Annotated in this window: 7 protein-coding genes; 4 read left to right on the top strand and 3 right to left on the bottom strand. The window is 66.3% G+C overall.

From position 1 onward, the window contains the following. Positions 1–58: 58 nt before the first annotated feature. Complete coding sequence (locus ACP7A5_RS03745; RefSeq protein ID WP_426040652.1) at positions 59–844, top strand: hypothetical protein; 786 nt, start codon at positions 59–61, stop codon at positions 842–844. Positions 845–855: 11 nt separating this feature from the next. Here ACP7A5_RS03745 and ACP7A5_RS03740 read toward each other — a convergent pair whose 3' ends face one another. The 3 genes from ACP7A5_RS03740 to rpoB all read right to left on the bottom strand — a co-directional run bounded on the left by ACP7A5_RS03740 (position 856) and on the right by rpoB (position 9,650). Next, complete coding sequence (locus ACP7A5_RS03740) at positions 856–1,026, bottom strand: hypothetical protein (RefSeq protein ID WP_426040651.1); 171 nt, start codon at positions 1,024–1,026, stop codon at positions 856–858. 119 nt (positions 1,027–1,145) lie between these two features. Continuing rightward, the gene (rpoC, locus tag ACP7A5_RS03735) at positions 1,146–5,339 is read right to left on the bottom strand and encodes a DNA-directed RNA polymerase subunit beta' (RefSeq protein WP_426040650.1); all 4,194 of its coding nucleotides are present in this window, start codon (positions 5,337–5,339) and stop codon (positions 1,146–1,148) included. A gap of 195 nt (positions 5,340–5,534) precedes the next feature. Then, positions 5,535–9,650, bottom strand: coding sequence for a DNA-directed RNA polymerase subunit beta (gene rpoB, locus ACP7A5_RS03730; protein ID WP_426040649.1), 4,116 nt, complete (start codon positions 9,648–9,650; stop codon positions 5,535–5,537). A gap of 346 nt (positions 9,651–9,996) precedes the next feature. Between rpoB and ACP7A5_RS03725 the strand changes: the two genes are divergently transcribed. From ACP7A5_RS03725 to ACP7A5_RS03715, 3 genes are all read left to right on the top strand, one after another. Then, positions 9,997–10,497 carry an FKBP-type peptidyl-prolyl cis-trans isomerase gene (locus ACP7A5_RS03725; protein WP_426040648.1) on the top strand — a complete coding sequence of 167 codons (501 nt, stop codon included), beginning with the start codon at positions 9,997–9,999 and terminating at the stop codon, positions 10,495–10,497. A gap of 239 nt (positions 10,498–10,736) precedes the next feature. Continuing rightward, positions 10,737–12,659 carry a M61 family metallopeptidase gene (locus tag ACP7A5_RS03720; protein WP_426040647.1) on the top strand — a complete coding sequence of 641 codons (1,923 nt, stop codon included), beginning with the start codon at positions 10,737–10,739 and terminating at the stop codon, positions 12,657–12,659. A 253-nt stretch (positions 12,660–12,912) separates the two neighbouring features. After that, on the top strand, positions 12,913–14,679 hold the full coding sequence (locus tag ACP7A5_RS03715) for a patatin-like phospholipase family protein (RefSeq protein WP_426040646.1): 1,767 nt from the start codon (positions 12,913–12,915) through the stop codon (positions 14,677–14,679). Positions 14,680–14,691 lie beyond the last annotated feature (12 nt).

Raw genomic sequence — 14,691 nt, 5'->3', positions numbered from 1 at the left:
GACGCCCTGTTCCGGCCACGGTCGCCCGTCAGCGTGGCTGGACCCACGGGGAGGATGTGTGTCGAACGCCGGCCTGAGTATTGCGCTTTGGCGCTCGCCCGCCGACCGTCGCCGCGCCGCGGTGCTGGCGGCCTCGGTCGCGTTTCACGCGCTCGTCCTGACGCCGCTGGCCATCGGCCTGTTCGCCGGCGATCCGCCGGTGTTCACAGAGGCCCCGAACATCCCGATCTTCGTGGAGATGGAGCCGCGCCCCCTCCTCGAGGGCGAAACGGTGCGCGAGCCGACGCCCGCCAGCGCCGCCGCCCGTGAAACGGTCCCGGTCCTCGGCGAAGCCGTCCCGTCCGTCGCCCACGACCGCACGCGTGAGGAGGAGGAGGACCGCCCCACCGCCCCCGTTCCGCGGATCGGCGCCAGCCCCCTCGTCGGACCTCCCCCAGCCTCCGCCGACCCTTGGCAGGTGACGCCCGAGGGGATGGCCGCCGCCGTCGGCCGTTCGATGCGCACCGGGGCGGGTGGCTGCCGGACGATGGACGGCCAGCTGTCCGCCTCCGAACAGCAACTCTGCGACGACCGCTTCAACACGGCCGCCGGCCGCGCCGGCCCGCTCGGCCCGCGCACCCTGACGCCCTCGGAACAGCGCCGCGACGCCCAGTTCGCCCGCGACGGCGCGGCCGCCCTCGCCGCCCATGATTCCCTGCGCGGAGCCCGCTCCGGCGTCGGCATCGTCATGTCCAGCCCCGGCTGCCCGGGCGGCAATCTGCGAAGCACCTGTGCCGGCGCCCACCTGCGGCCCGGCTTCGAGATGACGGACGAGCGCCTGCGCAACAACCGCAAGATGGAGTAGCCGACGGCCCCTTAAACGGCCCAGCCGTGGTCCGGGCAGAAGGCGTCGTGCGCTGCGGCGCCCACATCGATCATGAGGTTGGCGCTGGACGCCACGATCAAGACCATCAGGCTGACCGCCACGATGGCTGCGACCGTCTTGCCCTCTCTGGACGACAGATAGGTGATGAAAAAATCCAACATCAGCATTTCCCGCCACGCCGCCATCGTCTCCCTTGCCCGCAAAGCCGTCAACTCTGGATGCAAAAAGGGCGACCCCGTCTCCGGAGCCGCCCTCTTCAGTCTTCAGCTTGCGAAAGCGATTACTCGCTCTCGGCCAGCTCCAGTTGCAGTTCCGCCGGCAGGGGCTCGACGGCGGCTTCGCGCGTCGAGGTCAGCAGGGCGTCACGCTCGTTGGCGATCTTCTGCAGGCTGCGCAGATAGGCGCCCGTACCGGCCGGGATCAGTCGGCCGACGATGACGTTCTCCTTCAGGCCTTCCAGCATGTCCTTCTTGCCGTGGACCGAGGCGTCGGTGAGGACGCGGGTGGTCTCCTGGAAGGACGCCGCCGAGATGAAGCTGCGGGTCTGCAGCGATGCCTTGGTGATGCCGAGCAGGACGGGCTGGGTGGTGGCGATCCGGCCCCCACGCTTCTCGACCTTCTCGTTCTCAAGCACCGCCTCGGCCACTTCGACCGTGTCGCCACGGATCAGGGTGGTTTCGCCCGAGTCGAGGATCTCGACTTTCTGCAGCATCTGGCGAACGATCACCTCGATGTGCTTGTCGTTGATCGGCACGCCCTGCAGTCGATAGACCTCCTGCACTTCGTTCACGAGATACTCGGCCAGCGCCTCGACGCCCTGGATGCGCAGCAGATCGTGCGGATCGGGGTTGCCGTCGATGATGTAGTCGCCCTTCTGGATCAGATCGCCGTCGTGGACGGAGATATGTTTGCCCTTGGGGATCAGGAACTCGACCGGTTCGCCCTGTTCGCCATCGGCGTTCAGTTCCGGCGTGATCTTGATGCGGCGCTTGTTCTTGTAGTCGCGACCGAATTCGACGCGGCCGTCCATCTCGGCAATGACCGCGCAGTCTTTGGGACGACGCGCTTCGAACAGCTCGGCCACCCGCGGCAGACCGCCGGTGATGTCGCGGGTCTTGGCGCCCTCGGTCGGGATACGGGCCAGGATCTCGCCGGGCTTCACCTCGTCGCCGTTGGCGACCGACAGGATGGCGCCGACGGGCAGCAGGTAGCGGGCGTCGGAGCCCGAGGCCAGCTTGGCGTACTCGTCGCCATTGGTGATGCCCATGGCCGGACGCAGGTCCGAACCCCGCGGCGACGCGCGCCAGTCGATGACGACGCGCTGGGCGATGCCCGTCGCTTCGTCGGTCTCTTCCTTGAAGGACAGACCTTCGACCAGATCCTCGAAGCGAACGGAGCCACCGACTTCGGTGATGATCGGGGTGGTGTAGGGGTCCCACTCCGCCAGACGCTGGTTCTTCTTGACCTCGGAGCCTTCCTTGACGCGCAGGCGACCGCCGTAGGGGATCTTGTAGCTTTCACGGTCCTTGCCATCGACCATGACGGTGACGACGACATTGCGGCTCATCGAAACCAGATCGCCGTGGGCGCCGGTGACGGTGGGGCCGACGACCTTGACGACGCCGGCGTTGGTCGCCTCGTAGAACGAGGTTTCCGCCACCTGGGCCGTGCCGCCGATGTGGAACGTCCGCATCGTCAGCTGGGTGCCCGGCTCGCCGATGGACTGCGCCGCGATGACGCCGACCGCTTCGCCGATGTTGACGTTGGTGCCGCGCGCCAGGTCACGGCCGTAGCACATGCCGCAGATGCCGGCTTCGGCCTCGCAGGTCAGGGCCGAACGGACCTTGATGGACTGGACACCCTCGCGGTCGATGACTTCAACGATGTCCTCCACCAGATAAGTGTCGGCGGGGAACAGGACGTTATCGGTGCCCGGCTCCTTGATGTCCTCGGCGTTGTAGCGGCCCAGGACGCGCTGACCCAGCGAGACCAGGACGTCGCCGCCCTCAACCACGGCGCGCAGGGTGATGCCCCGCGTGGAACCGCAGTCTTCCTCGGTGACGATCGAGTCCTGCGCCACGTCCACCAGACGACGGGTCAGGTAACCCGAGTTGGCGGTCTTCAGCGCGGTGTCGGCCAGACCCTTGCGGGCGCCGTGGGTGGAGTTGAAGTATTCGAGGACGGTCAGGCCTTCCTTGAAGTTCGAGACGATCGGCGTCTCGATGATCTCGCCGGACGGCTTGGCCATCAGGCCGCGCATCCCGCCGAGCTGCTTCATCTGGGCCTGCGAACCGCGGGCGCCGGAGTTGGCCATCATATAGACCGAGTTGATCTCGGCGGTACGACCCGAGGCCAGCACGCGCGGTTGCGCGATCTCGCCCATCATCTCGTCGGCGACCCGGTCCGTGGCCTTGGCCCAGGCGTCGACGACCTTGTTGTACTTCTCGCCCTTGGTGATCAGGCCGTCGGCGTACTGCTGCTCGTATTCCTCGACCAGGGTGCGCGTGGCGGCGACGATCTCGACCTTCTTGGCCGGGATCACGATGTCGTCCTTGCCGAACGAGATGCCGGCCTTGGCGGCTTCCTTGAAGCCCAGACCCATCATCTGGTCGGCGAACATCACCGTCGCCTTCTGACCACAGTGGCGATAGACCACGTCGATCAGGTTGCCGATTTCCTTCTTGGTGAGGTTCTTCTCGAGCAGGCGATAGCCGACGTTCGGGTTCTGCGGCAGCAGGGCGCCCAGCTTCATGCGGCCTGGCGTCGTGTCGATCACCTTGGTGATCTCGTTGCCTTCGGCGTCCTGTTCGCTCCAGCGCGCCTTGATGCGGGTGTGCAGGGTCACCACGGCGGCGTCCAGCGCCGCGTCGATCTCACCGATGTTGGCGAACAGCTTGCCTTCGCCCGGCTCACCGTCCTTGACCAGCGACAGATAGTACAGACCCAGGACGATGTCCTGCGACGGCACGATGATCGGCTTGCCGTTGGCCGGCGACAGGATGTTGTTGGTCGACATCATCAGCACGCGGGCTTCCAGCTGGGCCTCAAGGCTCAGCGGGACGTGCACGGCCATCTGGTCGCCGTCGAAGTCGGCGTTGAAGGCGGCGCAGACCAGCGGGTGCAGCTGGATGGCCTTGCCCTCGATGAGCTTGGGCTCGAACGCCTGGATGCCCAGACGGTGAAGCGTCGGCGCGCGGTTCAGCATCACCGGGTGTTCGCGGATCACCTCTTCGAGGATGTCCCACACCTGCGGCTGTTCGCGCTCGACCATGCGTTTGGACTGTTTGACGGTGCCCGACAGGCCCTTGGCGTCCAGACGCGCATAGATGAACGGCTTGAACAGCTCGAGCGCCATCTTCTTGGGCAGGCCGCACTCGTGCAGCTTCAGATCGGGCCCCACGACGATGACCGAACGGCCCGAATAGTCTACGCGCTTGCCCAGCAGGTTCTGACGGAAGCGACCCTGCTTGCCCTTCAGCATGTCGGCCAGCGACTTCAGCGGACGCTTGTTGGCCCCGGTGATGACGCGGCCGCGACGGCCGTTATCGAACAGGGCGTCGACCGACTCCTGCAGCATCCGCTTTTCGTTGCGGATGATGATGTCGGGTGCGCGCAGTTCGATCAGCCGCTTCAGGCGGTTGTTGCGGTTGATGACCCGGCGATAGAGGTCGTTCAGGTCGGACGTGGCAAAGCGGCCGCCGTCCAGCGGCACCAGAGGACGCAGTTCCGGCGGGATGACCGGCACGACCGTCAGGATCATCCACTCGGGCTTGTTGCCGGATTCGAGGAAGGCCTCGATCAGCTTCAGGCGCTTGGAGGCCTTCTTGGCCTTCACTTCCGACGGGCTGTCGGCCAGCTCGCCGCGGTGGCGCTCGGCCTCCGAATGCAGGTCGATGCCCATCAGCAGGTTGCGCACGGCTTCGGCGCCGATCTCGGCAGTGAAGCCGTCATCGCCGAACTCGTCCTGGTAACGGTAGAATTCGTCTTCCGTCAGAAGCTGGTTCTGCTTCAGCGGGGTCAGGCCCGGCTCGGTGACGATGTAGTTCTCGAAGTAGAGCACGCGCTCCACGTCCTTCAGCGCCATGTCCAGCATCAGCGAGATGCGCGACGGCAGCGACTTCAGGAACCAGATGTGGGCGACCGGCGAAGCCAGTTCAATATGGCCCATCCGCTCGCGCCGGACGCGGGCCAGGGTGACCTCCACGCCGCACTTCTCGCAGATAATGCCTTTGTATTTCATGCGCTTGTACTTGCCGCACAGGCATTCGTAGTCCTTGGTCGGACCAAAGATACGGGCGCAGAACAGGCCGTCACGCTCGGGCTTGAACGTGCGATAGTTTATCGTCTCGGGCTTCTTGATCTCGCCGAACGACCACGAGCGGATCTTTTCCGGCGAGGCCAGGGCGATCTTGATCTGGTCGAAGGTCGGGGTGACCGGGACCGCGTTAAAGATGTTCAGGACTTCCTGGTTCATCTTGTTTTCCTTCTGCGGACTAACCGCGAAAAATTCAGAATGGAGACCCACCAATCCTCCCCCCTTGGGCGAGGTGGCGCGGCGCTTCTTCGCGCCGTGACGGAGGGGGCCCGCCGCGAGTTCGGTGTCTGGGGCTGCCCCCTCCACCGCTCCGCGATCCCCCTCCCCCAACGGGGGAGGATTTCTCCCCGTCGCTTATGAGTTCTCCAGCTCCACGTTCAGACCCAGCGAGCGCATTTCCTTGATGAGAACGTTGAAGCTCTCGGGAATGCCCGCCTCGAAGCTGTCGTCGCCGCGCACGATGGCCTCGTAGACCTTGGTCCGTCCGGCCACGTCGTCGGACTTCACCGTCAGCATTTCCTGCAGGGTATAGGCGGCGCCGTAGGCTTCCAGAGCCCAGACCTCCATCTCCCCGAAGCGCTGACCGCCGAACTGCGCCTTGCCGCCCAGCGGTTGCTGGGTGACCAGGGAGTACGGACCGATGGAGCGGGCGTGGATCTTGTCGTCGACCAGGTGGTGCAGCTTCAGCATGTAGATGTAGCCGACCGTGACCGGACGCTTGAACTGCTCGCCGGTCGTACCGTCATAGACGATCGACTGACCCGAACGCTCCAGACCCGCCTTCTCGAGCAGGTCCTCGATGTCCGAGATGTGCGCGCCGTCGAATACGGGGGTCGCGAACGGAACCCCCTTCGACAGGTTCTGCGCCAGCTCGATCAGCTCGTGCTCTTCCTCCGGCAGGGGGGTGTCCTCGCCGTAGATGCCGGTCAGATACTCGATCAGCGCCTGCTTCTGGCCGCCGCCCTGCCAGGCTTCCAGCAGGCCGGCGATCTGCTTGCCAAGGCCCGCAGCCGCCCAACCCAGGTGGGTTTCGAAGATCTGGCCGATGTTCATGCGCGAGGGCACGCCCAGCGGGTTCAGAACGACGTCGACCGAAGTCCCGTCTTCCAGGTGCGGCATGTCCTCGATCGGCAGGATCTTGGAGATGACGCCCTTGTTACCGTGACGGCCGGCCATCTTGTCCCCGGGCTGAAGCTTGCGCTTCACGGCCACGAAGACCTTGACCATCTTCATCACGCCGGGGGGCAGTTCGTCGCCGCGCTGAAGCTTCTCGACCTTGTCCTCGAAGCGACGGTCGAGCGCCTTGCGGGCGTCCTCGAACGACTTCTTCATCTGCTCCAGCTCGCCCATCGCCTTCTCGTCGTCGAGGGCGATCTGCCACCACAGGCCGCGCGACAGCTCGCCCAGCTTGGCTTCGGTGACTTCACCGCGGCCCAGGCCCTTCGGACCAGAGACGGCGTTCTTGTTCAGGACCAGCGGACGCAGGCGACCGTAGACGTTGCGTTCCAGGATCGCGAGTTCGTCGTCGCGATCCTTGCCCAGGCGCTCGATCTCGTCGCGCTCGATCGACATGGCGCGTTCGTCCTTGTCGACGCCGTGACGGTTGAACACGCGCACGTCGACGATGGTGCCGGCGACGCCGGGCGGCAGACGCAGCGAGGTGTCGCGGACGTCCGAAGCCTTCTCGCCGAAGATGGCGCGCAGCAGCTTCTCTTCCGGGGTCATCGGGCTTTCGCCCTTCGGCGTCACCTTGCCGACCAGGATGTCGCCGGGCTGGACCTCGGCGCCGATGGCCACGATGCCGGCCTCGTCGAGGTTGCGCAGGGCTTCCTCGCCGACGTTCGGGATATCGCGGGTGATTTCTTCCGGCCCGAGCTTCGTATCACGCGCCATCACCTCGAACTCCTCGAGGTGGATCGAGGTGAAGACGTCGTCGCGCACGATGCGCTCCGAGATCAGGATCGAGTCCTCGAAGTTGTAGCCGTTCCAGGGCATGAAGGCGACGAGGGCGTTGCGGCCCAGGGCCAGTTCGCCCAGGTCCGTCGAGGGACCATCGGCGATCACGTCGCCGACCTTGACCTCATCGCCCACACGCACGATCGGGCGCTGGTTGATGCAGGTCGACTGATTGGAGCGCTGGAACTTCGACAGGCGATAGATGTCGACGCCCGAACGGCTGGCGTCCTGTTCGTTGGTCGCACGGACCACGATCCGGGTGCCGTCGATCTGTTCGACAACACCGTCGCGGCGAGCCACGACCACGGCGCCCGAGTCACGGGCCACGACGGCTTCCATGCCGGTGCCGACCAGAGGCGCGTCCGACTGCACCAGAGGCACGGCCTGACGCTGCATGTTCGCGCCCATCAGGGCCCGGTTGGCGTCATCGTTTTCCAGGAACGGGATCAGGGCGGCGGCGACCGAAACGACCTGTTTCGGCGACACGTCCATCATGTCCACGTCAGCCCGGATCAGCAACTGGGAGTCGCCATTGATCCGGCCCGGGACCAGCTCCTCGACGATCATGCCGTCCTTCAGCTGGATGTTGGCCTGGGCGATCGTGTATTTCGACTCCTCCATGGCCGAGATGTAGACCACCTCGTCCAGGGCCTTTCCGTCCTTCACGCGACGGTACGGGCTCTCGATGAAGCCGTACTTGTTCACCCGGGCGTGGGTGGCCAGCGAGTTGATCAGGCCGATGTTCGGGCCTTCCGGCGTTTCGATCGGGCAGATGCGGCCGTAGTGGGTCGGGTGCACGTCGCGGACTTCAAAGCCCGCGCGCTCGCGCGTCAGACCGCCAGGGCCAAGCGCCGAAAGGCGACGCTTGTGGGTGATTTCCGACAGCGGGTTCGTCTGGTCCATGAACTGCGACAGCTGCGAGGAGCCGAAGAATTCACGTACCGAGGCCGCGGCCGGCTTGGCGTTGATCAGGTCGTGCGGCATCACCGTGTCGATATCGACCGACGACATGCGCTCCTTGATGGCGCGTTCCATGCGCAGCAGGCCGACGCGGTACTGGTTTTCCAGCAGTTCGCCGACCGAACGGACCCGGCGGTTACCGAGGTTGTCGATGTCGTCGATCTCGCCGCGGCCGTCCTTCAGGCCGACGAGGATCTGCAGGACCTTCAGCACGTCGTCCTTCTGCAGGACGCGGGTCTCGTCGGACACCTCCGGCGTTTCCAGACGCATGTTCATCTTGACCCGGCCGACGGCCGACAGGTCGTAACGTTCGCTGTCGAAGAACAGCGAGTTGAACATGGCTTCGGCGGCTTCCGTGGTCGGCGGCTCGCCCGGACGCATCACGCGATAGACGTCGAACAGAGCGTCGTCGCGGCCGGTGTTCTTGTCCACGCGCAGGGTGTTGCGCATGTAGGCGCCGACCGTCACGTGGTCGATGTCCAGCACGTCGATGGTGGTGAAGCCACGCTCTTCGAGCAGCTCGATGATCGGCGCGTCCAGCTCGTCACCGGCCTCGGCGTAGATTTCGCCAGTCTCGTAGTTGACGGCGTCGGCGGCCAGGTAGCGGGTCACCAGGGCGTCAGCCGCCAGCGATAGCGACTTGGTCGTGTCGCCCAGCTTCTTGGCCGCACGGGCCGAGATCTTCTGGCCGGCCGAGGCGACGATCTCGCCGGTGTCGGCGTCGACCAGGTCGAACTCGGGCTTCACGCCCTTCCAGCGATCCGCCTTGTAGGGAGTGACCCAGCCTTCGCCGCGCTTCTCGTAGGGAACGGTCTCGTAGAAGGTGCGCAGGATCTCCTCGCCGTCCATGCCCAGGGCATAGAGGAAGGTGGTCGCCGGCAGTTTGCGGCGACGGTCGATACGCACGAACACCACGTCCTTGGCGTCGAACTCGAAGTCCAGCCACGAACCGCGGTACGGGATCACGCGGGCGGCGAACAGCAGCTTGCCCGACGAGTGGGTCTTGCCCTTGTCGTGGTCGAAGAAGACGCCCGGCGAGCGGTGCATCTGCGAAACGATCACCCGCTCGGTGCCGTTGACGATGAAGGTCCCCTTGTCCGTCATCAGGGGGATGTCCCCCATGTAGACGTCCTGTTCCTTGATGTCCTTGACCGAGCGCGCGCCGGTTTCCTCGTCCGCCTCAAAGACGATCAGGCGCAGCTTGACCTTCAGCGGCGCGGCATAGGTCATGTCGCGCTGGATGCATTCCTCGACGTCGTACTTGGGGTCCTCGAACTCGTAGGACACGTATTCCAGCACTGCGCGTTCGTTGAAGTCCTTGATAGGGAAGACCGACTTGAAGACCGCCTCGATGCCCTGTTCCTTGCGGACGCCCGGGCGCACTTCGCGCTGCAGGAACTGCTCATAGGAGGCGCGCTGAACCTCGATCAGGTTCGGCATGGCCACCGCTTCCGGGATACGCCCGAAAGACTTGCGGATGCGCTTCTTGCCGGTGAAGGTCGTGGCCGATGCGATCTGACCATTGATGGTGAGACCGTTCAGGACGTCAGTCATTCTGTTTTCCCATTCGCGGATCCGGGGGAGACCACGCGCAAAATGCAGCAGCCACGGCGGTGCGCCCATCCTTGCCGGAAAGGGCCCACGCCGTGACAATCGGTTTCGGCCTCCACCCTCGACGCGCTTTCGCGGTCAGGAGGCCTGAAATCTGGTGAGCTCCCTGGGTAAGGAGCCACGCCTTCGCTCGGTCGGAGGGCGACGGACCGGGCCTCGGCGCTTTCGCGCAGACTCATGGGGAGTGTTGCGGAACGCGGACATATACGCGCTTCTCAGGCGAAATAAAGGCCCGCACTCCGATTTCCGGCATCTTCGCAAGAGCTTTTTCGACTGCTAGCGTCGCTGCATGAAAATCATCCCCATCTTCGTCGCTGCTGCCGCCCTCGCCGCCTGCGCCACCGCGCCGGAACCTGTCGCCGTCGTCGACCCAACCGTCCACTCGACGCCCGCCGAGTACGAGGCCGGCCAGGCCGCCTACCTGGCCTGGAACGGCGCCCGCCGCGGCTGGACCACCACGGCGTCCGGCCTCCAGTACCTCCGTGAAGGCGCCGCCCATCCCGAGGGTGCTCAACCAACCGAGACCTCGACCGTCCGGGTCCACTACGAGGGGACCTTCATTGACGGCCGCAAGTTCGACTCCTCCTACGACCGGGGCGAGTCGGCCGAGTTCCCGTTGAACCGCGTCATCGCCGGCTGGACCGAGGGGGTCGCCCTGATGCACGTCGGCGAGACCTTCCATTTCGCCATCCCCGCCGATCTCGGCTACGGCGCCCGCTGGGTCGGCGGCGACGAACTCCCGCCCAACTCGACCCTGCTGTTCAAGGTCGAACTGCTGGAAGTGAAGTAGGAGCCCTTCTCCCCTTGCGGGAGAAGGTGGCCGAGCAAAGCGAGGTCGGATGAGGGGTCACGCTGACCGCCACGGATTTGCGTTCGCCCGACTCATTCCGACCGCCGGCGTGATCCCTCATCCGTCAGCCTTCGGCTGCCACCTTCTCCCGCAAGGGGAGAAGGATCAGCACTCACGCTTGACGGACTGTCGCACGCGGCGCTGATAGGTGACCTGTTCATCTCCGGATTCCCAGCATCATGAAGCGTCTCGCCGTCTCCGCCTGTTTCGCGGCCCTCCTGCTCGCCTCCGCCGCCCCCACATTCGCCCAGACGCCTCCGACGCCCCAGCCTATCCCCGCCGTCGTCGATCGCGCCTGGCCCGGCGTCGTCCGCCTCGACGTCGACGCCACGGACCTGAACCGCCGCATCTATCGCGTGCGCGAGACCATTCCGGTCGAGGCCGCCGGCCCGATGACCCTGTTCTTCCCGGAATGGCTTCCCGGCAACCACGGCCCGGTCGGCCCGGTGACCCAGCTCGCCGGCCTGACCTTCACCGCCGGCGGCCAGCGCATCGAATGGGTGCGGGATGCGGTCAGTCCCTACGCCTTCCACATCGTCGTTCCGGCCGGCGCCGCCGAACTGGTGGCCGAGTTCCAGCACCTGTCGCCGACAACCGGGGCCCAGGGCCGCATCACCATGACGGCCGAGATGCTCAACATCCAGTGGGAGAAGATGCTGCTCTACCCCGCCGGCCGCTTCCACCGGAACATCACCATCCAGGCCGGCGTCACCCTGCCCGAAGGCTGGGAATACGGCACGGCTCTCCGCCCCGACAGCTCAACCGGCGCCACCACCACCTTCCAGACCGTCCCGCTCGACGTTCTCGTCGACAGCCCGATGTTCGCCGGCGACCACTATCGCCAGATCGACCTCGACCCGGGCGGCCGCTCGCCCGTCCTCCTCAACATCGTCGCCGACGCCGACGAAAATATCGCCCCGACGGACGAACAGATCGGCATCCTGCGCACCCTGGTCGTCCAGGCCGACCGCCTGTTCGGTACACGCCAATACGACCACTATGATTTCCTCGTCGCCACGACCGATCGGATGGGCGGCATCGGGCTGGAGCATCACCGGTCGTCGGAGAACAGCGTCGATCCGGGCTTCTTCACCGACTGGGACAGCAAGCTCGGCGACCGCGACCTGCTGGCCCACGAATACACCCACTCCTGGGACGGCAAGTACCGCCGCCCGGCGGGCCAGGATGTCGCCAACTTCAACCTGCCCATGCAGAACGAGCTTCTGTGGGTCTACGAGGGCCAGACCCAGTTCTGGGGAAAGGTTCTGGCCGCCCGCTCGGGCCTGCATAGCCGCCAGCAGGCGCTGGACGCCCTCGCCATGGACGCCGCCACCTATGACAACACCGTCGGTCGCGAATGGCGGGCGATGCAGGACACGGTCAACGACCCGATTATCTCCCAGCGCCGCCCGATCGGCTGGCGGTCCTGGCAGCGCAGCGAGGACTACTATGTCGAGGGCCAGTTGATCTGGCTCGACGCCGACACCCTGATCCGCGAGCAGACCAACGGCCGCAAGTCGCTCGACGACTTCGCCCGCGCCTTCTTCGGCGTCCAGGAGGGTGATTACGACGCGAACCCCTACACCTTCGAAACGGTCGTCGAGACGCTCAACGGCGTCATGGAACACGACTGGGCGACCTTCCTGCGCACCCGTCTGGACGGGCACGGTCCCGGCGCGCCGCTGGATGGCCTGACGCGCGGCGGCTACCGTCTCGTCTATACCGACACGATGAGCGACTATCAGAGGACGCTCTGGGCCGAGTACGGCCGCAACGACTTCATCTATTCGCTCGGCTTCATGACCGGCGCCGACAACACCCTCTCGAGCGTCCAGTGGAACAGCCCTGCCTTCGGACAGGGGCTGGCGATCGGCATGCAGATCATCGCCGTCAACGGCGAGGCCGCCTCCGCCGCCACCCTTCGCGCCGCCGTCACCGCCGCCAAGGGCACGGACCAGAAGATAGAACTCATCGTCCGCGACGGAACCCGCTACCGCACCGTGGCCTTCGACTATCACGACGGCCTGAAATACCCGCACCTGGAGCGGATCGAAGGCGCCCCCGACCGGCTGGGCGATCTGTTCACGGCAAGGCGGCGGTAGTCCGACGGATCTGATCCTCCGTCCCCCTCAGGGGAGGGAGGTCGAAGCGCAGCGGGGACCGGGTGGGGGCGGCAAGGCAAAACCCACAGCTGCGTGTCCGCATCGCCATGCCGCCCCCACCCCGTCGCTACGCGACGACCCTCCCCCAGGTGCGAGGAGACAGGTCGCCCCTTGCCCCTCCCCCCAATCCGCCGTTAATCCAGGTCAGCCGGCCGGGCGTTGACCGGCCGCCAGCCACGGCGACGACACCCGCATGAGCCCTTCCCGCAACGACAATCTCGAAGCGGCGCTGGCGCGGGTTTTCGAGGACCAGAACACCAGGGCCAGCTGGTTCGCCCTGACCGGCGGAGAACTGCTGTTCTCGGCCGGAGACGAGCCAGACAGCCTCTATCTGGTTCGCTCCGGCCGCCTCGGCGTCTTCCGCAAAAACGAGGATCAGCCGCCCCAGTTTCTCGGCGTCATCAAGCCCGGGGAGCCGGTCGGTGAAATGGCCCTGATCGCCGGCACGCCGCATTCGGCCAGCGTCGTCGCCCTGCGCGATTCCGAGATCCTGGCCCTCCCGCGCGAGGTCTTCTTCGAGGCCGTCCGCACCCAGCCCGACGTCATGATCGAGCTGTCGCGGCTGATGCTGCACCGGGCCCGCGAGCGCGCGCCGGGCGTCACCGAACCCAGTGTCTTCGGATTCATCTCGGTGCGTGGCCGCCCCATCCGCCCCTTCGTCGACCGCGTCGCCGCCGCCGTCGAGGCCCAGGGCCACACCTGCCAGGTCATCGACCACTCGGCCCTGTCCTCGGTCTCCGAATGGTTCTCGCGCATGGAGGACAGCCACGACTTCGTTCTCTACGTCGCCGAACTGGATGAGCCGTCCTGGGCCAATCTCTGCGCGCGCCAGGTCGACCGGCTGTTCCTCATCGGAGACGCCCTGACCGCACCGCCGGCCAACATCCCGATCCGCACCGCCCACGGCCTGCAGCAGTTCACCGACCTGATCCTGCTGCGCGACCCGCGCATGCGCCGCCCGGCCAACACAGCCGTCTGGCTGGACGCCATCAATCCCGGCCGCTGGTTCCACGCGATCGAGGGCGACGCGGCGGACGCCGCCCGTATCGCCCGGATCGTCACCGGCCGGGCCGTGGGTCTCGTCCTGTCCGGCGGCGGCGCCCGCGCCTATGCCCATATCGGCGCCGTGCGCGCCCTGCATGAAGCAGGGGTGCGGTTCGACTTCCTGGGCGGTTCGTCCATGGGCGCCGTCATCGCCGCCGGCCCCGCCCTGGGCTGGACTGACGAGGAGCTGGACGCCCGCATCCGGACCGCCTTTGTCCGCTCCGATCCCCTGTCGGACCTCGCCTTCCCGATCATCGCCATGACCCGCGCCGGCAAGGTCGCCCGCCTGCTTCAGGACGCCTATGGCGAGATCGACATCGCCGACATGCCCCTGCCCTTCTTCGCCGTCTCGTCGAACCTGACGAGCGGCCGGATCGAGGTGCACCGTCGGGGCCTGCTGCGCCGGGCCATGCGCGCCTCCATCTCCATTCCCGGCGTCATGCCGCCGGTCGTCATCGACGGCCAGGTGCTGGTCGACGGCGCCGTGATCAAGAACTTCCCCACCGACGTCATGCGCCAGATGAATGCGGGCCCGATCATCGGCGTCGACATGTCCCAGACGCGCGGCGTCGATCCCGCGACCCTGGCCAATCCGCCGTCCTGGTGGCGCTGGATCGTCTCCGGAGCCTGGAAGAAGGGCCCGCCGATCGTCTCGGTGCTCATGCGCTCGGCGACCATCACCACGGACGCCGACATGGAGAGTTCGCGGGCCGACACGGACCTGTTGATCCTGCCTGAACCCGACGGCTCCGACATCCGCGACTGGAAGGTTTACGACCCCGTGGTCGCGGCCGGCCATGCGGCTGCGGTCAAGGCCTTGGCGAAGCTGGAAGGGCCGATCGAGACCCTGCGCCAGCGCGCCGACGTGACGGCCTCGCCCTTGGGCCAGGGCGAGCCGGAACCGGCCGTGGCCTGATCTTCCAGGAAA

It is taken from the genome of Brevundimonas sp. TWP2-3-4b1, assembly GCF_049897665.1.
Taxonomy (GTDB): Bacteria; Pseudomonadota; Alphaproteobacteria; order Caulobacterales; family Caulobacteraceae; genus Brevundimonas; species Brevundimonas subvibrioides_B.
This window is presented reverse-complemented; position numbering and strand designations above follow the sequence as displayed.

Excerpts from the sequence above, each read along its gene's own strand:
- ACP7A5_RS03740 (WP_426040651.1), bottom strand. The coding sequence starts at position 1,026 with ATGTTGGATTTTTTCATCACCTATCTGTCGTCCAGAGAGGGCAAGACG.
- rpoC (WP_426040650.1), bottom strand. The coding sequence starts at position 5,339 with ATGAACCAGGAAGTCCTGAACATCTTTAACGCGGTCCCGGTCACCCCG.
- rpoB (WP_426040649.1), bottom strand. The coding sequence starts at position 9,650 with ATGACTGACGTCCTGAACGGTCTCACCATCAATGGTCAGATCGCATCG.
- ACP7A5_RS03715 (WP_426040646.1), top strand. The coding sequence starts at position 12,913 with ATGAGCCCTTCCCGCAACGACAATCTCGAAGCGGCGCTGGCGCGGGTT.
- ACP7A5_RS03720 (WP_426040647.1), top strand. The coding sequence starts at position 10,737 with ATGAAGCGTCTCGCCGTCTCCGCCTGTTTCGCGGCCCTCCTGCTCGCC.
- ACP7A5_RS03725 (WP_426040648.1), top strand. The coding sequence starts at position 9,997 with ATGAAAATCATCCCCATCTTCGTCGCTGCTGCCGCCCTCGCCGCCTGC.